Source organism: Pseudomonas sp. Irchel 3A7 (genome assembly GCF_900187565.1).
Taxonomy (GTDB): domain Bacteria; phylum Pseudomonadota; class Gammaproteobacteria; order Pseudomonadales; family Pseudomonadaceae; genus Aquipseudomonas.
Genome location: NZ_FYED01000004.1, coordinates 380,311 through 400,531 on the forward strand (window position 1 = coordinate 380,311; position 20,221 = coordinate 400,531).

The following is a 20,221-nucleotide window of genomic DNA, read 5'->3' on the forward strand; positions in this document are numbered from 1 at the left end:
ATCCAATAATTATAAATTGATAATTTTATATTCCTTTTAGTGTTGATTCCGGCGGTGCACCTTGAAGGCCTGCACATCCAGGTGGATGTACTCGACATCAGACAGGAAGCCTCATCATGACCATCAAAGCGATCAACGTCCGTAACCAGTTCAAGGGTGTCATCAAGGAGATCCTGGAAGGCGAAGTGGTCTCGGAAATCGACGTACAAACCGCCTCCGGCATCGTCACCTCCGTCATCACCACCCGTTCGGTGCGCGACCTCGAATTGAAGGTTGGCAGCGAAGTCATTGCCTTCGTGAAATCCACCGAAGTCTCGATTGCCAAGCTCTGAGTCCTGTCCGTCCAGTTACTGGGGACAATGAACAACCTGTGGCGAGGGAGCTTGCTCCCGCTGGACTGCGCAGCAGTCCCCTGCATTTCAATTTATGAGGTTTTCATGGCAACTCGCTTCAAGCATCCAGCGTTGACCCTGTTGGCGACCTCCGTGGCGGCGGTCAGCGCATTGCTCAGTCCCGGTGCTCAGGCCGAAGGTAAAATCAGCATTGCCCAGCAATTCGGTATCGGCTATCTGATCCTGGATGTGGTGCGCGATCAGCAACTCATCGAGAAACAGGGCAAGGCCCGGGGCCTCGACATCAAGGTCGACTGGAACAGCATTTCCGGCGCCACGGCGATGAACGAAGCGTTGTTGGCGGGCGCACTGGATGTGGTGTCGGCGGGCGTGCCGCCGATGCTGACCATATGGGATCGGACCAAGGGCAAACAGAACGTCAAGGCCATCGCCTCGCTGGGGTCGATGCCTAACTATTTGCTGACCAACAACCCGAACGTGAAGAGCCTCAAGGATTTCACCGAAAAGGACCGCATCGCAGTACCGGCGGCGGGTGTCGGGTTCCAGTCGCGCACGTTGCAGATTGAAACCGCCAGACAGTTCGGCAATGACCAGTACAAGAAATTCGACGATATCTCGATCAGCCTTGCGCACCCGGATGCGACAGCGGCGCTGATCGCCGGTGGCTCGGAAATCAGCTCGCACTTCTCCAGCCCGCCATTCCAGTATCAGGAACTGCAGAGCCCCAACGTGCATAAAGTGCTGAGTTCCTACGACGTGTTGGGTGGCCAGGCCACGTTCAACGTGCTGTACACCACTGAAAAATTCCACGACGAAAACCCGAAAACCTACAAGGCGTTCTATGACGCCCTGGCCGAAGCCGAAAAAATCATCAAGGCCGACAAGTCCGCCGCCGCCCAGACCTATATCCGGGTCGAGCAATCGAAGTTGCCGCTGTCGCTGGTCGAGAAAATCGTCAACGATCCCGAAATCGACTTCACCGTCGTGCCACAACGCACGGCGGTCTATGCCGAAAAACTGCAGGCGTTGGGCGTACTCAAAAACAAGGCGGACAGCTGGAAAGACTACTTTTTTGAAGAAGCACACGGTGGCGCGGGCAGTTGAAGCCTGATCGCCGGATAAAAACCATGAAAAAACCCGGCTGATCAGGCCGGGTTTTTTCGTTGGGGACTTCGGTGAAGCTATTTGTTCAGGCGACGGTGTTGCCGTGCAGGCGATCGGAACCATCGGCGGCAATGGTGTTGCCTTTCAGGCGATCGGAACCATCAGCGGCGACGGTGTTGCCTTTCAGGCGATCGGAACCATCAGCGGCGATGGTGTTGCCTTTCAGGCGGTCAGAACCATCGGCAGCCACAGCGCGTTTTTCGAGCAGGCGATCAGCGCCACCTTCAGCCACACGATTCTGGATCAGACGATCCGAACCACCTTCAGCCACACGGCTTTCGATAAGACGATCCGAGCCGCCTTCAGCGACTACAGGTTGCGCAGAGGTCGCGGCGAAAGCGTTCACTGCGAAGATCGAAAAAGCGATGCTGAGAATGGTTTGGCGTTTCATGATCGTGTGCTCCGGGGGTATTTGGTTGGTATGGAGCAGATGTTACGCCGCACAGTTTTTAAGAGAACTTCATTGAGTTAATGGTGACTATTGACGCAGTCAATGGTCGTTCGATGATCCCTGTGGGAGCGAGCCTGCTCGCGAAAGCGGTCTGCCAGTCACCATCAATGTTGATTGATAAATCGCCTTCGCGAGCAGGCTCGCTCCCACAGGTTTAAATGCTCTAACGGGAAATGATCCCGTGATCAATGGCGTATTTGACCAGTGCCGCAGGCTTGTCGATGTTGAGCTTGCGACGGATGCTCAGGCGATGGGTTTCCACCGTGCGCACGCTGATGTCCAGTTCCCGGGCCATTTCCTTGTTGTTGAGCCCTTGGGCCATTTTGTACAGCACCTGGCTTTCCCGGGGTGTCAGCTCGTTGTCGGTGCTTTTATCGGCGATCAGCCGCTGGGCGATTTCGGCGCTGTAGAAGGTGCCGCCGCTGGTGATCGCTTCGATGGCCGCGATGATTTCCCGTGAGGGCGCATTCTTGAGCACATAGCCGCTGGCACCGGAACGCACCGATTCACTCACGTACTCATAGTTATCGTACATGCTCAGCACCAACACCTTGAGCGACGGATACCGGCTGCGCAGCACCCGGGTCAGCTCCAGGCCGTTCATGTCCCGCAGGCTGATGTCGACCAGCAGCAGGTCCGGTTGGCAGCGTCCGACCATCTCGATCGCCTCGGCGCCGTTTTCGGCTTCGCCCACCACTTCCAGGGGCGACATGACGGCCAGCAGCGCCTTGATTCCGTCACGGACCAGGGAGTGATCGTCGACCAACGCGACGCGGATCGGGGAGGGCAGGTTCATCGCAGGCATTCACTCTTGTTGTTTTGGGAGGCGTCAGCGTTTGCCGCCGGGTCATTTCATTGGCAGCAAAACATCCAGCTCACTGCGTCCAGGTACCGATATCAGGTCGAAACGGCCGCCAAAATGTTCGACGCGTTCACGGATATTACGCAGGCCGATGCCCGCGTGACGACGTTCGACCTGGGCGACGTTGAAACCGACACCGTCATCGACCAGCGTCAGGCGCACGTTGTCTTCAGATCCGTGCAGGGTAATGCAAACGTTCCTGGCATGGGCATGCCGTTCGATATTGGTCAGGCCTTCCTGGACGATGCGGAACAATGACACCGCCGCGCCTTCGACCAGATGGCAGTCGAATTCATTATCGTTGTAGGTCACCCGCAGCCCGCTGCGTTGCTCGAATTCCGCGGCCAGTTGACCGATGGCCGCCGGCAGCCCGAGGGTGTCGAGCAGCGATGAACGCAAATCATGGGACAGGCTGCGGACCTCGCCAATCGCTTCGCCGAGGCGTTCGGTGGCGTCCCGTAATATGCCCAGGCCCTTGTCCTGGCCATTCTCCAGTACGTGGCTGGCCAGCTCGAACTGAAACTTGATCGACACCAGCACCTGGCTGATGCCGTCGTGCAGTTCGCGGGAAACCCGTGACCGTTCTTCCTCTTGCAGGCTGACGATACGTTGGGTCAGACGCTGCAGTTTCTTGTCCGCCAGGCGATGTTCGCTGACGTTCAGGGTCATGCCGGTGGCGAACACAAACAGCACCGCGACGAGGGCGACCACGGCAATCGCCATCATGGTCTTGCGGATGCCCATGGCCACTTCGTCACGGGCCTGCTGGGTTGCGCGTTCAACGTCTTCAAGATAAATGCCGGTACCCAGCATCCAGCCCCAGCGATCCAGCATCACCACGTAGGCGAGCTTGTCGGTCACCTGGCCGGAGGAGGGTTTGTTCCAGGCGTACCGTTGAAAACCTTCGCCGGACTGGGCACTTTTCAGCAACGCCTGGATCACCGGCAGGCCGTGCGGGTCTTTCATGTCCCACAGGTATTTGCCCACCAGCTCCGACTGCCGCGCGTGCATCAGGCTGCGGCCTTCGTGGTCGTAGACGAAGAAGTAACCGTTGATACCGAAGCTGAGTTTGCGCAGTTCCTCCAGCACTTGTTTCTGGGCGTGCGCGTCACCGTGGCCGTCGTCGTACAGCGGCTCGATCAGGCTTTGCGCCATTTCCACGTAGTTTTTCAGTTCCGCGCGTTTGCTCGCCAGAATGCTGTCTTCGATCAGTTGCGCCTGCTGATCACCCAGTTGCCGGTTCAGGGAAATCACCAGGGCGCAGATGACGGCAATGGCCAACACCAGCGGCAGAATCCCGAGCGCGACGATTTTGTGTTTGAGCTGCATCTGCTGGGCTCCTGTCGGGCCGAAGGAGGCGAAGGCCGGCATCATATGCCAAACATAGGCTCGCCCAGTAGCGCTGCTGGACGGAATGACCGGTGGGAGGAATTTCAATGCGAAACCTGTGGGAGCGAGCCTGCTCGCGAAAGCGGTGGGTCAGTCAGCATCGATGTTGAATGTGCCCTCGTCTTCGCGAGCAGACTCGCTCCCACAGGGATATATGCATCGTCTACGTAGAACTACGTAGACAGCGCGTACGTAGTAACGCGGATTTATTTGTGGACGGCATGCGCGGATATTGGGCCAGCTCCGCACAGCGGACACAATTATAAAAATTACCGCCGCAGTCACAAGCTGTCGGCAGGAGACCCTCTATGCCCCGTCTGGCTAAACACCTCGCCTGGTTTGCCGTGGCCGTCCTGGGAGCGATTGCGCTGAGTGTCGTGGCCCTGCGCCGCGGCGAAGCGATCAACGCCCTCTGGATCGTCGTCGCAGCCGTTGCTATCTACCTGGTTGCCTACCGCTACTACAGTCTGTTCATCGCCAATAAAGTGATGCAGCTCGACCCCAATCGAGCGACCCCCGCTGTGCTCAACAACGATGGTCTGGACTACGTACCGACCAACAAACACGTCCTCTTCGGTCACCACTTCGCGGCCATCGCCGGCGCGGGGCCATTGGTCGGTCCGGTCCTGGCGGCGCAGATGGGCTACCTGCCCGGTACGCTGTGGTTGATCGCCGGGGTGGTGCTGGCCGGTGCCGTGCAGGACTTCATGGTCTTGTTCATGTCCACCCGCCGCAACGGTCGCTCCCTGGGCGATATGGTCCGCGAAGAAATGGGCCGCATCCCCGGCACCATCGCGCTGTTCGGCTGCTTCCTGATCATGATCATCATCCTCGCGGTGCTGGCGCTGATCGTGGTCAAGGCCCTGGCCGAAAGCCCATGGGGCATGTTCACGGTCATTGCGACGGTCCCGATCGCGATGTTCATGGGCATTTACATGCGCTACATCCGTCCGGGCCGCATCGGTGAAATCTCCATCATCGGTGTGTTCCTGCTGCTGGGCTCGATCTGGCTGGGCGGGCAGATTGCCGCTGACCCGGTGTGGGCCAAAGCCTTTACCTTCACCGGTATCCAGATCACCTGGATGTTGATCGGTTACGGTTTCGTCGCAGCGGTACTGCCGGTGTGGCTGATTCTGGCGCCGCGTGACTACCTCTCGACTTTCCTGAAAATCGGCACCATCGTCGCCCTGGCGATCGGCATTCTGGTGACCATGCCCGAGCTGAAAATGCCGGCACTGACCCAGTTCATCGATGGCACGGGTCCGGTGTGGAAGGGCGGTATGTTCCCGTTCCTGTTCATCACCATTGCCTGTGGCGCGGTATCGGGTTTCCACTCGCTGATCGCTTCCGGCACCACGCCGAAGTTGCTGGCCAGCGAAGGTCATGCCCGTTACATCGGTTACGGCGGCATGCTGATGGAGTCTTTCGTGGCGATCATGGCCATGGTTGCTGCATCGGTGATCGATCCGGGCGTGTACTTCGCCATGAACAGCCCTGCGGCCATTGTGGGTTCCGATGCTGTTACGGTTGCCCAGACTGTCAGCAGCTGGGGCTTTGCGATTACCCCGGAGGCGCTGCAAGCCGTGGCCAAGGACATCGGTGAAACCACCATCCTGGCCCGTGCCGGCGGTGCACCGACCCTGGCGGTGGGTATCGCGCAAATCCTGCACCACGTCCTGCCGGGTGAAAACACCATGGCGTTCTGGTACCACTTCGCGATCCTGTTCGAAGCACTGTTCATCCTCACCGCGGTCGACGCCGGTACCCGTGCCGGGCGTTTCATGCTGCAGGACTTGCTCGGTTCCTTCGTGCCGGCGCTCAAACGCACCGAATCCTGGACCGCCAACCTGATCGCCACTGCCGGTTGCGTGGCCATGTGGGGTTACCTGTTGTACCAGGGCGTGATCGATCCGCTGGGTGGCATCAACACCCTGTGGCCGCTGTTCGGCATCTCCAACCAGATGCTGGCCGGTATCGCGCTGATGCTCGGCACCGTGGTGCTGATCAAAATGAAGCGCCAGCGTTACGTGTGGGTGACCTTGTTGCCAGCCGTTTGGCTGCTGATCTGCACCAGCACTGCGGGCTTCATCAAGCTGTTCGACGCCAACCCGGCGATCGGCTTCCTGTCGCTGGCCAAGAAATACAGCGATGCCCTGGCCAACGGTCAGGTGCTGGCGCCGGCGAAGAATATCGATCAAATGCAGCATGTGATCTTCAACGCCTACACCAACGCCACACTGACCGCACTGTTCCTGTTCGTGGTATTCAGCATCCTGTTCTTTGCCCTCAAGGTCGGTATCGCCGCCTGGGGCACCAAGGAACGCACGGATAAAGAAGCACCATACCAGGCACTGCCAGAAGCTTGATCGAGGGTTTGCAGCATGTTCAATGACCTCAGTCGCCTCGGAAAATACCTCGGTCAGGCCGCGCGCCTGATGGTCGGCATGCCCGACTACGACAACTACGTCGAGCACATGCAAAGCAAGCACCCGGACAAGCCGGTGATGGACTACGAGGCGTTCTTCCGCGAACGCCAGGAAGCCCGTTACGGCAGCAAGGCGGGGCCGAAGTGTTGTTGAGTCAATAAAAAAACCCGGCTGAATAAGCCGGGTTTTTTAATCCCTGTATTCCGTCCGCTTCTACGCTGCGCGAGCCGGTTACAGGCTGAACCTCTGCAGAATACCTCCCAGCCCATCGGACATGGCCTTGAGCTCCTGGGTTGTGCGCACGATCCCGCCCTGGGCGGCAGCGTTCTCTTCTACGCTTTGTGCCACGCGTTCGACGTTACTGGCGACTTGTTCACTGGCTGCGCGTTGTTCCTGTAGCGACAACGAAATGAAACTGACGGCCGCAATGGATTCGTCCAGTGCGCCCTTGATCTTGCTCATGGATTGTCCGGCGCTTTCGACCAGTTTCTGGCCATGGGTCACACGCTCGCAGCCGGCGGACATGCTGTCCTTCGCTTTGACCATCCCGTTTTGTATGGCATTGACCAGGGTGACGATTTCCGTGGTGGATTGGGCGGTGCGTGCGGCCAGGCTGCGAACTTCATCGGCGACCACGGCAAAGCCACGGCCTTGTTCACCGGCGCGTGCCGCCTCGATGGCGGCATTCAGGGCAAGGAGGTTGGTTTGTTCAGCGATGCCACGAATCACTTCGACAATCAGGCTGATATCGTTTGACTGAATCGCCAGCTGATCGATGTCCGATGAGCTTTGCGCAACCAGGTCGGCAATCTGCCCCATCTCCTCGATGGAGGCGTGCATGACCGCCATGCCTTCACCGGTGATTTCGCCGGCTTTCTGTGCAGTGCTTTGGGCCTGTCGAGCGTTGTCGGCGATGTGATTGATGCTCACGGACAGCTCTTCTACCGTGGCTGCCATGGAAGAGGCGGTCTCGCTTTGCAGTGCGGCGCTGCTCAGTCCCTGTTCCGATGATGCAGACAATTGCAGCGTGGCCCCTTCGATTTGTTCGGAGGCCTGGCTGATCTTGCCGATCATATCGCTCAGGCTGTGGCGCATCGCCTGGACGGAGTGCAACACACCCGTCGACGCTCGTTGTCGATCACCGAGCGTGTGAGCCAGGTTTCCTTGGGCAATGTTCGAACTGATCGAAGCCAGTTCTGCCGGTTCAGCGCCGAGCTGGCGACTCAACATCCTGGAGAAGAACAGCGAATAGCCTGCACCCGCTATCAGTGCCAAGGCCAGAATCAGCAGGCAAAGTTGAAGATTGGCGGTGTAGCCGACCTGGTTGAGTTCGAACTGGTTTCTGGCTTCCACCAGTTGAACTTCAATCAACTCGGAAAACTTATCTGACAAGGGGTCAATCAATGGATACAGCTGATCAGTGGCGAATCGTGCGAGCGCTGCATCGTCGTTCTGGCGCAGCATGCCCTGCAAGGTTTGCAGTGGCCCGCGGGTGGCGTCCATCAGTGGGTCGATTTGCGCGATAAGCCGCGTTTCTGCCGGAATCAGTTGCGTCGATTTGTAGGTCTGCCACGTCTGATCGATTTCCTTTTGGGCCTGCTCGATCCGGCTCAGCGATTCCGTTTTGGTGAAGTTGCCATTGCGTGCTTTGTGAGTGGCATCGACGATGTTCACTGCATACAGGTCGGCGATTTTTTTCAGGTCCCGCAACGGGACGACTCGATCGAGGTAGACGGTTTCCAGGCTGCGAACGGCCGATTGCATGCCCTTGAGTCCAAGGCCGCCGACACAGAGTAGTCCCAGCAGTAAAGCACTGGTCAGCAGCAGAAGATGAGTCCTGATTTTCCAGCTTTCCATAGTCCGGTCTTCCTGGGTCAACTAATTCAGTTAGTAATCGAAGGGGGGAGGGTTTTTTTTCGTGCGCGGAAGGCACATTGACATCATGTACTGAGCGGACGAAAAAAGTCGCGGCCTGACCGGCGAGAAATTACGAATTAGCGACGTCTGACAGAATGAGCTGACGGCGTCTTCTGACCGCTGCCGCAGGTGCTGATCCGCACCTGTTCGCGGTCGAAGGCGGGGAGAAGTGTTGTTGAGCCGGATTTCGGACTGATCGCAGTATTTGTAGGAGCGAGCTCTGCTCGCGATGGACGTCAACGATAACTCGTACTGTCTGAATACACGCGTTGCCCTTGCGTGCATCGCGAGCAGAGCTCGCTCCTACAGTTGTTTTTTTGTGTTTACAGGGCAATGCGCTTTTGGCGCAGCGCTGCCGGTGCGTTCAGCAACATCCCCTCGAGATAGTCCAGGTGTCGACTGAGCAGGGTTGCGGCCATTACCGCATCTCGACGCTCAACCGCCTCCAGAATCCCTTCGTGTGCTCGCCAATCGCAACAATCCTCGACCTGCGCATCCATCTGGGCAATCGCCAGCGATGTCTGCGGCACCAGGCCTTCAAGAAAGTGCGCCAAGGGTGCATTCCCCGCCAACTCTGCCAACGCCAGATGAAAGTCTGTGGATAGTCGAAGTGCCTGGCCGCGCTCGGTGCATTGGCGTTCACGTTCGACGATTGCACGCAAGCGGTCTAAATCCTGGGGGGCGGGGCGCTGACAGGCCAGCCGCACCAGCGTGATCTCGGCCAGCCGTCGGGCGTGCAGCGTTTGCCGGGTTTGTTCTGCGTCGGGCGCGGCGACTCGCGGCCGGTGATGGGTGCGAAGGATGATGATTTGCTGATGGGCCAGGCGCGCCAGCACGCTGCGAATCTCACTGCGTCGAACGCCGAACATCTGTCCCAGGCTGTCCTCGGTAAAGCGACTGCCGGGCAAGAGGCGCTGCTCAAGAATGGCGTCGAAGACCCGCGAATAGAGATCACCCGCAGACATGGGGAAGGGCAGGTCAACAAGAGTTTGCGGTGAGGCTACGCTGTTCATGGCCTGTCTCCAGCTTCAATTTTCAGGTTCGGGGTTCAACGGCTGAGGTTGTCTTCCGGAATGTTCAATTCGATGCCCATCCGCTGACCTTCGCGAAGGATGTGCCGGCGCATCTCGGCACTGGCCTGGGCGCTGTTCTTGCTGCGGATGGCGCGTACCACGGCTTCGTTTTCTTCGAGGCGCTCGGCCAGGTGCTCGGGCGAGTTGCGCAGCACGTCGGCGCTTTGCTTGAGGGCATTGCTGGTCTGCTGCACCACGCTCTGGAAAATCGGATTGGAGGTCAGCGTGAACAACTCTTCGTGGAACGCGATGTAAGCGTTGACCCCGGCTTCGCTGTCGCCGGCTTCCAGGGCTTCGCGCATGTCCATCAAGGTCAGGCGCAGTTGCCCGACTTCCTTGCTGCTGATCGACTGCGCCACCAGACCAACGATAAAGGGCTCAAGGGTATAGCGCAGTTGCAGCACATCTTCGAGGCTCGCGCCGGCCACCGCGCTGTCATGGCTTTGACTGTCTTCCGGGTGGGCATCCAGTACCACCACGCCCTTGCCCGGCATCGAACGCACCAGCCCGAGGGTTTCCAGCACGATCACCGCTTCACGCAGGCTCGGGCGGCTGATGCCCAGTTGCTCGGCCAGTTCACGCTGGCCCGGCAACATGTCGCCGGAACGCCATTGACCACGGGCCAGAGCGGCCCGAAGTTTTTCTACCACTGAATTGACGACGGTTGACGAGGTAATCACATTTCGCTCCAGGTCGCGATCAATGTGCCCGCCCGTGGGGCGGGCACGGTTGGTTTAAAATTCCTGCTGATGTCCGGGAACAACCGGTTTTCTCGGCTGGAAGGTATACCCCACCTGACCGGAAAGCACTTTGTTTGCCCGTTGGATATCGATGTCTTTTTCCCAGCGGGCGATGGCCACCGTGGCGACGCAGTTGCCGATCAGGTTGGTCAGCGCCCGGCCGATGCCCATGAACCAGTCCACCGCCAGCACCAGCACCAGACCGACCACCGGAATGGCCGGAATCGCGGTCAGCGTTGCCGCCAGAATCACCAGTGCGGAACCGGGAATCCCGTGGGCACCTTTGGAGGTGATCAATGACACCAGCAGAATGGTCAGCAGGTCGGTCATCGCCAGTGGTGTGCCGGTGGCATTGGCAATGAAGACGATGGCCAGGGTCAGGTAGATCGAAAAGCCGTCCAGGTTGAACGAGTAGCCGGTTGGAATGACCAGGCCCACCGTGGAGCTGCCGATGCCCAGATGTTCGAGCTTGCGCATGATTTGCGGCAGTACGGCGTCGGAGGAGGCGGTGCCCATGACGATCAGCAATTCTTCGCGCAGGTATTTGAGCAAGGGCCACATCTTCAAGCCGGACAGGCGCATCACCAGACCGAGAATCAAGGCCACGAACGCCACGCAGGTCAGGTAAAACAGGCCGACCAGGCTGCCCAGATGCTGCAGCGAGTCCAGGCCATATTTGCTGGTGGTGAACGCGATCGCCCCGAACACACCAATCGGCGCCAGGCGCACGATCATGCCCATGATGCGGAAGATCACGTGGCTGAGTTCGTTGATCAGCCTGGAAATCCCCGAGGCCGCTTCGCCCACCAGATTCAGGGCACTGCCGAACAGCACCGAGAACAGCAGCACTTGCAGGATGTTGTTGTCGGCGAAAGCACCGATGACCGAGGTCGGGATCAGGTCCATCAGGAACTGCGTGGTGGTGTGCATGTGCTGGCCGCGCTGGGCGATGTCGCCCATATCGGCGGCGGACAGCTGATCCAGATGAATATTGGCGCCGCTGCCGATACCGGTGGTGAAGGCGAACACCAGGCCTATCACCAGGGCAATGGTGGTCAGTATTTCGAAGTAGATCACCGATTTGAGGCCGATGCGCCCGACTTTCTTCAAGTCGCCGGCGCCGCTGATGCCGCTGACCACCACGCAGAACACGATCAGGCCGATGAGCATCTTGATCAGTTTGATGAAACCGTCGCCGAGGGGTTTGAGTTGTGCAGAGTATTCGGGAAGGGTCAGCCCGCAGATGATGCCGAGCACCAGTCCGAGAACCACTTGAAGGAAGATTGAACGCGAGCACCATCTGAGCATGGGAGGAATCCTGGTCGGTGTCCTGGCTGCCGTGCGCATGGCGCATCAGATTCAGGACTTAATTATTGTGGTCTTACCGGTATGTCCAGTGCAGGCGCAGTTTAGGCCAGGTTTTTTGCCGAATACAAGGGGAAAGGAGAAAATTGGCATGACCGGTCTGACCAGTGGTGCCGACACCGTTATCTGGTTAGGGGGCAAACCTGAGCGCTATCGTTCCGGGCGTTGTATGCCCAGTGCCCGATCAGCTGCCTTGGCCTGGTGAATCAGGCGGCACAGGGTGGTGGCGATGGCGATTGCCAGCAGTGGCCAGTAGATGAACAGCGCATTCAGGGACATGGCGTTTCCTCACGCTGCAAACAGTCTTCATGAAGCCGGCATCCCTCCAGCAATGAATCGAGTTGATTATCGTACGCTTTTATGACAATGCCGAAATAAGCGATTAATGGCTCAACTGCCTGAGTGCTGTGGGAGCCGGCTCGCTCCCACAGGTCTTGCTTGTCGGGTCGAGTCAGAGCAGGGGAATGCTGTAGCTGACGATCAGCCGATTCTGGTCCTGATCCCGAGACGCCTGGCTGTGGGACTCACCATTGCGCCAGCCGAATCCAACCCCCTTGAGCGGACCGGACTGCAAGGTGTAATCGAGGCTGATGTCTCGCTCCCATTCCTTCTGAGTCGAACCGCTGGCAGTCTTGATGTTGTCGCCGCTGAGGTAGATGACCGAGGCCTTCAGGCCCGGCAAGCCGAGTGCCGCGAAGTCGTAGGCGTATTGGCCGAACGCGGTGCGCTCGCCCGCGCGGGTGAAGGTCTGGATCAGACGGTCGGTGTACAGGTACAGGCTGGCGCCGCCGGCACCCTTGTCCGGCAGGCCACCCTGGTTGAGCTGGGTGAAGCCGCTGCCGCTGGACACGCTTTGATAACCGGCGGTGAAAGCGTGGGCGCCCAGGGTGTAAATCAGCGCGGCGCTCCAGGTGCGGTTGTCGATTTCGCCGTCATTGCCCCGGGTGTAGCCGCTGATCCGGTAGCCGGACGTCCCGCTGCTGTTTTCACCCGATGAATCGGTATTGAAGTAGCGCAGGTCGGTTTTCAGCGATTGATTGTCGGCGATCGCCAGGGTGTGGATCAGGCCGAAAAACTGCTGCGTGTAGTAGTCGTCCAGGTGTGCGTAGTAATACTGTGCGGTCAGGTCCCTGGTCACTTTCCAGTCGCCGCCGGCGAAGTCGAAGTGGTTGCTCTCCCGCGTACCGCCCGTGGCCGCCAGTCCGGTTTGATCGCTGGAACCCCGGCCTGTCGCGTGTTCGATGCGTCCGCCGATCAAGGTCAGGTCCTTGAACTCGCTCGACATCAGCTGGCCGCCTTCAAAGGTCTGCGGCAACAGCCGACCGTCGTTCGATACCAGGATCGGCAGCTTCGGCATCAACGTGCCCAGGCGCAGTTCGGTTTTCGAGACCTTGACCTTGCCGGTCAGGCCCAGGCGACTCCACTCGTCGACGGCGCTGTTATCGCTGTCCGAGGGAATCATGCTGCTGCCGACGTGGCGCCCCTTGCCACTGTCCAGGGTCGCCCCCATCAGTCCCAGCGCGTCGACGCCGAAACCGACCTGGCCGTCGGTGTAACCCGACTTGTAGTCCAGCAGGAAACCCTGCGCCCATTCTTCGGTTTTCGAAGGGGCGGCGGTGCCGTCGCGGTTGTCGTTGTTGAAGTAGAAATTCTTCAGGCCCAGGGTGGCTTTGCTGTCACCCAAAAAATCCGCCTGTGCCTGGTTACCGAGCACGATGCCGCCCAGCGCCAGGGTTGCCGCTATGTATTTACTGCTCATGTATGTCGCCCGTTTTTTATCGTTGGAAGTGGGGAGCTCCCACCGTTGCGGTGGGAGAGGCAGGCGGTCGGGGTCAGATACCCAGGACATTGGCGCCGATGCACGGATCGATCCCGCGCTCCAGGCGACGGGGGTGCACGATGACGGTGATTTCCATCGAGCCGGTGGTCACTTCGAAGTCGAGGATGTGGCCGCCGTAGGCCTGGAACGTGCTGTCGCCGGCGACGCCATGCATGTGAATCGAAGGTTGTTCGTTCTTCCAGGCCACGGAGCCGGTGATGCTGGCCATCTCGACATTGCTGAAGGTCTTGGCGTCGAAGTCCTTTTTATCCTTGTTCCAGAACCCGAATTTCACGTTGCCGAAACCGATGCCGCTGATCGAGGCGCTGGGGATTTTTTCGGCGATGGCCAGTTTGGTCAGTTCCTTGAAGGCGTTGTCGCCCATGCGCAGGACCATCAGATAACCGGTGGCGGTCTTGGTGTAGCGCGGGGTGGTTTCGGTTGCACATTGCATGGGCGTGGTCGTCGCGGTGGTCGATGTTTCGGCCATGGCCGACGGGGACAGGATTGAGCCGATCAGCATGGCGGCGCTGATCGCCAACAGCAGTTTCGACAGGGGTTGTTTCGGTTGACGTTGCACTTGCATGGGACTTCCTCTGTTGTTGTTTTTGTAGGGATGAAGCGTTTTCAGGCACAGCGATGCCCGGCGCCTGGGGGGACCAGGCGCTGCTGTCATGGAACTAACAGTGGGCGAGGGGCGTTGCGTTGATTCGCGGGCTTACAGCGCTTCGCGACTCATGACGCCGTCCAGCAACCGGGCGATGCCCAGCGGGTTGGCGTTTTTCAGTGCGTCCGGCAGCAGGCTGTCGGGGCAATTCTGGTAGCACACCGGGCGCAGGAAACGATCGATCGCCAGGGTTCCCACCGAGGTGCCGCGCGCATCGGAGGTGGCCGGGTACGGGCCGCCGTGGACCATGGCGTCGCAGACTTCCACCCCGGTGGGGTAGCCGTTGAACAGCACGCGCCCGACTTTCTGTTCCAGCAGGGCCAGCACATCGCCCAGGTTGTCGAGCTCCGTGTCCTCGACCATCAGGGTCGCGGTTAACTGGCCGCGCAAGCCGTGCAGGGCCTGGATCAGCTCGGCCTGGCTCGCCACTTCGACGACGATGGTGGTCGGGCCGAAGACTTCTTCCTGCAGCAGTTCGTCACCCTCGATCAGCAGGCTGACATCGGCCTTGAACAGTTGCGGCCGTGCCTGATTGCCCTGTTGCTCTGTGCCGGCCAGGCGCGTCATGCCCGGGTGAGCACCGAGGTTTTCCAGGCCATGGCAGTAGCTTTTCAGCGCGCCGCTGTTGAGCATGGTCTGCGCCGGTTGCTCGGCCATGACGGCGGCAAAACGTTCGAGGAACGCCGAGAACTCCGGCGAACGAATGCCCAGCACCAAGCCCGGATTGGTGCAGAACTGGCCTGCGCCCAGCACCACGGAAGCGGCCAGCTCGCTGGCGATCTTGTCACCGCGTGCCTTGAGTGCTTCAGGCATCAGCAGCACCGGGTTGATGCTGCTCATCTCGGCGAACACCGGGATCGGCTGTGGACGGGCCGCTGCCATGTCGCACAGTGCGCGGCCACCGCGCAACGAACCGGTGAAGCCCACGGCGTGAATCGCCGGATGCTTGACCAGCGCCTCGCCGACGCTGCCGTAGAGCATGTTGAACACGCCCCTGGGCATATCGGTTTTTTCTGCGGCGCGCAGGATCGCGCCGGCGACGTAATCGGCGGTGGCCATGTGGCCGCTGTGGGCCTTGAACACCACCGGGCAACCGGCGGCGAATGCGGCAGCGGTATCGCCGCCGGCGGTGGAGAAGGCCAGCGGGAAGTTGCTGGCGCCGAACACGGCCACCGGACCCAGGCCGGTGCGGTACTGACGCAGGTCCGGGCGCGGCAATGGTTGACGCTCTGGCAGTGCCCGATCAATGCGCGCCCCGTAAAAATCGCCGCGACGCAGGGTGCTGGCGAACAGGCGCATCTGGCCGCTGGTACGCGCCCGTTCGCCTTGAATGCGCCCGGTGGGCAGGGCCGTTTCGCGGCAGACCAGGGCGATGAAGCTGTCATCCAGCGCATCCAGTTCAGTGGCGACTGCATCGAGAAAATCGGCGCGGCGTTCGGCCGACAGATGACGGAAGGTCGGGTAGGCACTGGCGGCCGCTTCGGCGGCGGCATTCACTTCTTCCACGGTCGCCGAATGGAAGCGATAGGGCAGCGCAGCGCCAGTGCCGGCATCAAAGCTTTGCAGGGTGACGGTACCGCTGGCCGAACGGGTGCCGGCAATATAGTTGTGGCCTGAAACTTCAAACATGGGAACTCCTGAAGGGCTGTTCAAACAAGTCGGTAAAGGCGTCGGGCGTTGTCGTGGAACAGCGCCAGCCGATCGGTGACAGGGCGGTCGCGGACGATGGTCTTGAAGCCGTCGAGAATCTCGCTCATGCCGTTCACCACGCCATCGACCGGGTAATTGGTGGCGAATGCGCAACGGCTGACACCGAAGATCGAAATCGCGTCGTTGACCACCACGCGGTTCGCGTCCACGGGCCATGGTTCGCCGGGGATGCAGATGCCGGAAACCTTCAGCGCGACGTTCGGTTCGCGGGCCAGCAGCGCCAGGTTTTCACGCCAAGCCGCCAGACCTTCGCGGGAACGGTCGGACGGTAGCGCCGTGTGGTTGACCACGATGGTCACGTCGGGAAAGTCCCTGGCCAGCTCGGCCGCTTCCGGCAGGTGCCACCAGGGCGCCTGCAATTCGAAGTGCAGGCCATGCTCCGCCAACAGGGCGTAGCCGTCCCGCCAACGTGGATCACGCAGGGAACCGGGCGCGGCGAAATCTTCACGCCAGTCCTCCCGGCGAGTGACCGTCGGCTTGTGGCGTATGCCGCGCACCAACGGGTGGCGGGCGTACTCACGCAACAGGTCGGGGGCGTCTTCGCGGTCGAGCCAGGCCTGGGCCACCATGGCGACCAGGGTCGGTTCCTCCTCGGCCAGCGACTCGACAAAACGCACTTCCTCCAGTGGTGTTGCCGGGTCCCACTCGCCCTCGATCAGCACGGTCTGGACAATCCGGTGCGTGCCGGTCAGGCGGCGATAGTCCCGGGGCAGGAAGTTGCGGCAGATCGACGAGTAGTCGCCGTAGCGAAACGGCCGCAACGGCCGGTCGTTCAGCCACGGGTAGTAATGGGCGTCGATATCGAAGTAATGCTGATGGGCATCGACGATGGGCAAGTCGGCGTCATCGCCGCTGGCCAGGAAACGCGCGCGCCAGTCGATGGCCGATGGGTCATTCATGGCGGGTCTCCAGGCGGTAGAAACGTTGGGCATTGCCGGCGAGCACCGCTTCCTGAACCTCGCGGCCCATGGGCGCAAGCATCGCGGCGACGCCATCGGCGAGGGTGTCGTAGGTGGCGCGCAACCCCGCCACCGGGAAGTTGCTGGCGAACATGCAGCGCTCGGCGCCGAAGATCTCCAGCGCGGTGAGCACCACGATGCGATTGTCCTCGAAGCGCCACGGCGAATCCTTGAGGCCGAATTCCGAGAGCTTGATGTGCACGTTGGGTTGCAAGGCCAGGGCTTCCAGGCCCTTGCGCCAGCGCGCCATGCCTTCGGGGCTGCGGTCCCAGGCGAAACCGGTGTGGTTGAGGGCAATGCGGATCCGCGGAAACATCGCTGCCACTTGCGCCGCTTCCACCAGGTGCCACGGCGGCACGCGCAGGTCCCACGACAAGTCGTAGCGCTCGAGCAGGGCAAAGCCTTCGAGCCATTTCGGGTCCTGCAGGGTGCCAGGCGCTCCGGCGATCGAGACGTTTGGCGAGGCCGACGTCACCGGTTTCGAACGGATACCTTTGACCAGCGGCCGGGCCGCCTGGGCCGCGAGGATCTCGGCGCTGTCTTCGCGATCGAACCAGGCGTGGGCGACGATGGCGTTGGGGAAACCGTAGCGGGCGTTCACCTGTTCCAGCCAGCGGGTTTCGGCGACCTGCTCATCCCGGGCGCGCTCGGCCTCGACATGCACCGTGCCGATCAAGCGTTGATTTTCGGTCAGCGCGAGGAAGTGCCCGGGCAGGAAGTCACGGCGCAGGGAATGGTAGTCACCGAGGAAAAAGTCTTCGTGATAGTCGTCTTGCAACCAGGGGTAGCGGCCGTTGCCGAGGTCCCACAGGTGATGGTGGGCATCGACGATCGGCAGTGCATCCTTGGCCGCGAGGTTGGGCAAGCCGTTGCGTTCATGCAGGGTGATCATGTCGAGGCACTCAACGCGACGCAGTGAGGCGTGCAGGATTGAGCGCGCCATCATCGACTTCGCCGGCTTCGGCTGCGGCCGCCTTGGCCTGTACGCGGCTGCGCAGTTTGGCGACGTTGACCACCACCCGTGTGTGCGCCGCCGTCGCCACCAGTTCCACGTCATCGCGCACTTCGACATTGAAGGTGACGCTGCGGCCTTCGATGCGGGTGACCGTGGCCACGATGCTCACCGACATGCCCAGCAGCGTGGCGCCCACGTGGCGGATATCCACCGCCGCGCCCACGGTATTTTCGCCGTCGTCGAGGAAGGTCAGCAGGTAGTCCAGGCAAGCCTGCTCGATGTCGTCCACCAGGCGCGGGGTGGCGTAGATGCGCAAGTCCTCGCCAAGAAACGAGATGGTGCGCGGCGGATCGACGATCAGCCGGCGTTCGGTGGTGGAGCCGGTTTCCAGGGTGGAGAAATTCATAAGCAACCTCGTGTTTGAGTGTCGACGGTCGCGGCGGCGACCGTCGGCAGGGGTGTCAAAAGGTGATTCAGGACGGCAGGAAACCGATGGAGATCCACGGCACGGCGATCAACACCGCCAGGGCTACGACCAGCGCACCGAGGTACGGCCAGACCCGGCGCATGGCACCGCTCGGGTCGACCTTGGCGATGGCGCAGGCGGCATAGAACCCCACGCCGAATGGCGGCGCGAACAGACCCAGGCCCATGGCGAAGATCGCGACCATGGCGTAGTGCACATCGTTGATGCCCATGGTCTTGGCAATCGGGAACAGCAGCGGCCCGAACAACACGATGGCCGGAATGCCCTCCAGGAAACTGCCGAGCAGGATGAAGGCCACGGCGGAGATGATCAGGAAACCCCAGGCGCCACCGGGTACGGTCGACATTACCTGCGCCAGCTGGTGGGAGAAGCCCGACTGCGTCAAGGCCCAGGCCATGGCGGTGGCGCTGCCGATGATGATCAGGATCGCGCCGGACAGCGACGCAGTGCTGACCAGGATCGGGTACAGGCGCTTCCACTCGAAGCAGCGGTAGCACAGCAAACCGACGATAAAGGTGTAGGCGACGCCGATGGCGGCCACTTCGGTGGCAGTCGCGACGCCCTCGACCACTGCGGTGCGGATCACGAAGGGCAGGGCCAGGGCCGGTATCGCCAGCAGTAGCGAATGACCGATTTCCTTGCCCGAGGCGCGTTTGCCGGTAGAAGCCTCGCCTTTGCGGTTTTTCCACCAGATCACCACCGCCATGGCAATCGCACCCACCACCGCCGGCATGAAACCGCCGGTGAACAGCGCGGAAATCGACACACCGGTGACCGAACCGATGGTGATCAGCACCAGGCTCGGCGGGATGGTTTCCGACATCGCACCGGAGGCATTGAGCATCGCCACCAGCTCGTTTTCATCTTCGCCGCGTTTCTTCATTTCCGGGAACAGCGCCGGGGCGATGGCTGCCATGTCGGCCGCTTTCGAGCCGGAAATCCCCGAGATCAGGTAGATAGCACCGATCAGCACATAGGACAGCCCGCCGCGCACATGGCCAATCAACGAGCACAGGAAGCGGATCATCGCCCGCGCCATGCCCATGGCTTCGATCAGTGCGCCGAGGAACACGAACAACGGAATCGCCAACAGGATCAGGCTGGCCATGCCTTCGTCCATGCGGCCGACCACCAGGGTCAGCGGCGTGCTGGTCATGGTCGACAGATACGCCACGGTGGCCAGGCCGAACGCAACCATGATCGGTACGCCGATGACGATCATGCCCATCACGCCGATCATGAAGAACACGATCAGGTTCCAGTTGCCCATCAGCAGCAGGGTGCCTTCACCGGCCCAGAGCAGCGCCGCCAGCGAGCCGAGCATCGCCACCGACACGGTGAAGTCGATCAGCCGTGCGCTGGTCAACAGCCGTGCGACGCAGGTCAACAGCATCAGGCTCAGGCCGACGGCGATGGCCGACACGCGAAACGCGTTGGGAATTTCCAGGGCGGCGGTGGTGATGATCCATTCATCACTGACGAACTCCCAGGCCGGCGAGAACAGCATCACGATAAAGGTGATGACGATCACCGCGCCGAAGGTGTCGACGAAGGCGCGTTTTTCCGCCGGCAGGCGGGTGATGAACGAGGTCAGGCGCATGTGCTCGCCGCGCCGCATCGCCACCACCGAACCGAGCATCGCCAGCCACAGGAACAGCAGCGAGGCCATTTCGTCGCCCCAGACAATCGGCTGGTTGAGCACGTAGCGGGAGAACACGTTGCAGAACAGCAAGGTGACTTCGAGGATCACCAGCAGCGCGGCGCTGCCCTCGGTCGCCCAGCGCAGGGCGGTGTCGAGGGAGCGGCCAAGGCGCAGTGCGGTGTGGCGTGGGCTGAGTCGTTCAGCAGGAGAAACGTCCGTCATAGGTATCTCGTTTTTCATGA

19 protein-coding genes are annotated in these 20,221 nt (G+C 60.7%); 4 read left to right on the forward strand and 15 right to left on the reverse strand.

Annotated elements, in window-relative coordinates:
• The first annotated feature begins 116 nt into the window (after nt 1–116).
• Both CKW21_RS09045 and CKW21_RS09050 read left to right on the forward strand, forming a co-directional pair.
• Nucleotides 117–332: a molybdopterin-binding protein gene (locus CKW21_RS09045; protein ID WP_007904463.1), complete on the forward strand. Its 216-nt coding sequence runs from the start codon at nt 117–119 to the stop codon at nt 330–332.
• 105 nt (nt 333–437) lie between these two features.
• A complete protein-coding gene (locus tag CKW21_RS09050; protein ID WP_095193625.1) occupies nt 438–1,457 on the forward strand; it encodes an ABC transporter substrate-binding protein in 1,020 nt (339 codons plus the stop codon).
• Between the two features lie 85 nt (nt 1,458–1,542).
• On the opposite strand, the gene CKW21_RS09055 is transcribed toward CKW21_RS09050, so the two are convergent.
• From CKW21_RS09055 to CKW21_RS09065, 3 genes are all read right to left on the reverse strand, one after another.
• Nucleotides 1,543–1,908 carry a hypothetical protein gene (locus tag CKW21_RS09055; RefSeq protein ID WP_095193626.1) on the reverse strand — a complete coding sequence of 122 codons (366 nt, stop codon included), beginning with the start codon at nt 1,906–1,908 and terminating at the stop codon, nt 1,543–1,545.
• Between the two features lie 223 nt (nt 1,909–2,131).
• Entirely contained in the window at nt 2,132–2,764 is a 633-nt protein-coding gene (locus tag CKW21_RS09060) for a response regulator transcription factor (protein ID WP_095193627.1), read from the reverse strand.
• A 51-nt stretch (nt 2,765–2,815) separates the two neighbouring features.
• Entirely contained in the window at nt 2,816–4,159 is a 1,344-nt protein-coding gene (locus CKW21_RS09065; protein ID WP_095193628.1) for a cache domain-containing protein, read from the reverse strand.
• A 368-nt stretch (nt 4,160–4,527) separates the two neighbouring features.
• Between CKW21_RS09065 and CKW21_RS09075 the strand changes: the two genes are divergently transcribed.
• Nucleotides 4,528–6,585, forward strand: coding sequence for a carbon starvation CstA family protein (locus tag CKW21_RS09075; RefSeq protein ID WP_095193630.1), 2,058 nt, complete (start codon nt 4,528–4,530; stop codon nt 6,583–6,585).
• Between the two features lie 15 nt (nt 6,586–6,600).
• Nucleotides 6,601–6,798 (forward strand): YbdD/YjiX family protein, encoded by a 198-nt coding sequence (locus CKW21_RS09080; RefSeq protein WP_008051268.1) that lies wholly within the window; start codon nt 6,601–6,603, stop codon nt 6,796–6,798.
• Between the two features lie 78 nt (nt 6,799–6,876).
• Here the strand turns inward: CKW21_RS09080 and CKW21_RS09085 are convergent, their stop codons facing one another.
• From CKW21_RS09085 to CKW21_RS09140, 12 genes are all read right to left on the reverse strand, one after another.
• Nucleotides 6,877–8,502, reverse strand: coding sequence for a methyl-accepting chemotaxis protein (locus CKW21_RS09085; RefSeq protein WP_095193631.1), 1,626 nt, complete (start codon nt 8,500–8,502; stop codon nt 6,877–6,879).
• A 383-nt stretch (nt 8,503–8,885) separates the two neighbouring features.
• Entirely contained in the window at nt 8,886–9,575 is a 690-nt protein-coding gene (locus CKW21_RS09090; protein WP_095193632.1) for a GntR family transcriptional regulator, read from the reverse strand.
• A gap of 35 nt (nt 9,576–9,610) precedes the next feature.
• Nucleotides 9,611–10,315 (reverse strand): FadR/GntR family transcriptional regulator, encoded by a 705-nt coding sequence (locus CKW21_RS09095; RefSeq protein ID WP_095193633.1) that lies wholly within the window; start codon nt 10,313–10,315, stop codon nt 9,611–9,613.
• A gap of 54 nt (nt 10,316–10,369) precedes the next feature.
• Nucleotides 10,370–11,683: a C4-dicarboxylate transporter DctA gene (locus CKW21_RS09100; RefSeq protein WP_095193634.1), complete on the reverse strand. Its 1,314-nt coding sequence runs from the start codon at nt 11,681–11,683 to the stop codon at nt 10,370–10,372.
• A gap of 207 nt (nt 11,684–11,890) precedes the next feature.
• Nucleotides 11,891–12,019: a hypothetical protein gene (locus tag CKW21_RS31735; protein ID WP_256590161.1), complete on the reverse strand. Its 129-nt coding sequence runs from the start codon at nt 12,017–12,019 to the stop codon at nt 11,891–11,893.
• A 172-nt stretch (nt 12,020–12,191) separates the two neighbouring features.
• Nucleotides 12,192–13,499: an OprD family porin gene (locus CKW21_RS09110; protein ID WP_095193636.1), complete on the reverse strand. Its 1,308-nt coding sequence runs from the start codon at nt 13,497–13,499 to the stop codon at nt 12,192–12,194.
• A 73-nt stretch (nt 13,500–13,572) separates the two neighbouring features.
• Entirely contained in the window at nt 13,573–14,145 is a 573-nt protein-coding gene (locus CKW21_RS09115; protein ID WP_095193637.1) for a PPC domain-containing DNA-binding protein, read from the reverse strand.
• A 132-nt stretch (nt 14,146–14,277) separates the two neighbouring features.
• Nucleotides 14,278–15,855 carry an aldehyde dehydrogenase (NADP(+)) gene (locus CKW21_RS09120; protein ID WP_095193638.1) on the reverse strand — a complete coding sequence of 526 codons (1,578 nt, stop codon included), beginning with the start codon at nt 15,853–15,855 and terminating at the stop codon, nt 14,278–14,280.
• Nucleotides 15,856–15,875: 20 nt separating this feature from the next.
• Nucleotides 15,876–16,835 carry an amidohydrolase gene (locus CKW21_RS09125; protein WP_095193639.1) on the reverse strand — a complete coding sequence of 320 codons (960 nt, stop codon included), beginning with the start codon at nt 16,833–16,835 and terminating at the stop codon, nt 15,876–15,878.
• Nucleotides 16,828–17,787, reverse strand: a complete 960-nt coding sequence (locus CKW21_RS09130; protein WP_095193640.1) for an amidohydrolase family protein — start codon at nt 17,785–17,787, stop codon at nt 16,828–16,830. The genes CKW21_RS09125 and CKW21_RS09130 overlap by 8 nt, the downstream gene beginning before the upstream one ends.
• A 10-nt stretch (nt 17,788–17,797) precedes the next feature.
• Nucleotides 17,798–18,256 (reverse strand): thioesterase family protein, encoded by a 459-nt coding sequence (locus CKW21_RS09135; RefSeq protein WP_095193641.1) that lies wholly within the window; start codon nt 18,254–18,256, stop codon nt 17,798–17,800.
• A gap of 67 nt (nt 18,257–18,323) precedes the next feature.
• Nucleotides 18,324–20,201 carry a TRAP transporter large permease subunit gene (locus CKW21_RS09140; RefSeq protein ID WP_256590163.1) on the reverse strand — a complete coding sequence of 626 codons (1,878 nt, stop codon included), beginning with the start codon at nt 20,199–20,201 and terminating at the stop codon, nt 18,324–18,326.
• Nucleotides 20,202–20,221 lie beyond the last annotated feature (20 nt).

What these genes read in the sequence shown, in the direction of transcription:
- CKW21_RS09045 (WP_007904463.1), top strand. Translation starts at nt 117, where the DNA reads ATGACCATCAAAGCGATCAACGTCCGTAACCAGTTCAAGGGTGTCATC.
- CKW21_RS09050 (WP_095193625.1), top strand. Translation starts at nt 438, where the DNA reads ATGGCAACTCGCTTCAAGCATCCAGCGTTGACCCTGTTGGCGACCTCC.
- CKW21_RS09055 (WP_095193626.1), bottom strand. Translation starts at nt 1,908, where the DNA reads ATGAAACGCCAAACCATTCTCAGCATCGCTTTTTCGATCTTCGCAGTG.
- CKW21_RS09060 (WP_095193627.1), bottom strand. Translation starts at nt 2,764, where the DNA reads ATGAACCTGCCCTCCCCGATCCGCGTCGCGTTGGTCGACGATCACTCC.
- CKW21_RS09065 (WP_095193628.1), bottom strand. Translation starts at nt 4,159, where the DNA reads ATGCAGCTCAAACACAAAATCGTCGCGCTCGGGATTCTGCCGCTGGTG.
- CKW21_RS09075 (WP_095193630.1), top strand. Translation starts at nt 4,528, where the DNA reads ATGCCCCGTCTGGCTAAACACCTCGCCTGGTTTGCCGTGGCCGTCCTG.
- CKW21_RS09080 (WP_008051268.1), top strand. Translation starts at nt 6,601, where the DNA reads ATGTTCAATGACCTCAGTCGCCTCGGAAAATACCTCGGTCAGGCCGCG.
- CKW21_RS09085 (WP_095193631.1), bottom strand. Translation starts at nt 8,502, where the DNA reads ATGGAAAGCTGGAAAATCAGGACTCATCTTCTGCTGCTGACCAGTGCT.
- CKW21_RS09090 (WP_095193632.1), bottom strand. Translation starts at nt 9,575, where the DNA reads ATGAACAGCGTAGCCTCACCGCAAACTCTTGTTGACCTGCCCTTCCCC.
- CKW21_RS09100 (WP_095193634.1), bottom strand. Translation starts at nt 11,683, where the DNA reads ATGCTCAGATGGTGCTCGCGTTCAATCTTCCTTCAAGTGGTTCTCGGA.
- CKW21_RS31735 (WP_256590161.1), bottom strand. Translation starts at nt 12,019, where the DNA reads ATGTCCCTGAATGCGCTGTTCATCTACTGGCCACTGCTGGCAATCGCC.
- CKW21_RS09110 (WP_095193636.1), bottom strand. Translation starts at nt 13,499, where the DNA reads ATGAGCAGTAAATACATAGCGGCAACCCTGGCGCTGGGCGGCATCGTG.
- CKW21_RS09115 (WP_095193637.1), bottom strand. Translation starts at nt 14,145, where the DNA reads ATGCAAGTGCAACGTCAACCGAAACAACCCCTGTCGAAACTGCTGTTG.
- CKW21_RS09120 (WP_095193638.1), bottom strand. Translation starts at nt 15,855, where the DNA reads ATGTTTGAAGTTTCAGGCCACAACTATATTGCCGGCACCCGTTCGGCC.
- CKW21_RS09125 (WP_095193639.1), bottom strand. Translation starts at nt 16,835, where the DNA reads ATGAATGACCCATCGGCCATCGACTGGCGCGCGCGTTTCCTGGCCAGC.
- CKW21_RS09130 (WP_095193640.1), bottom strand. Translation starts at nt 17,787, where the DNA reads ATGATCACCCTGCATGAACGCAACGGCTTGCCCAACCTCGCGGCCAAG.
- CKW21_RS09135 (WP_095193641.1), bottom strand. Translation starts at nt 18,256, where the DNA reads ATGAATTTCTCCACCCTGGAAACCGGCTCCACCACCGAACGCCGGCTG.
- CKW21_RS09140 (WP_256590163.1), bottom strand. Translation starts at nt 20,201, where the DNA reads ATGACGGACGTTTCTCCTGCTGAACGACTCAGCCCACGCCACACCGCA.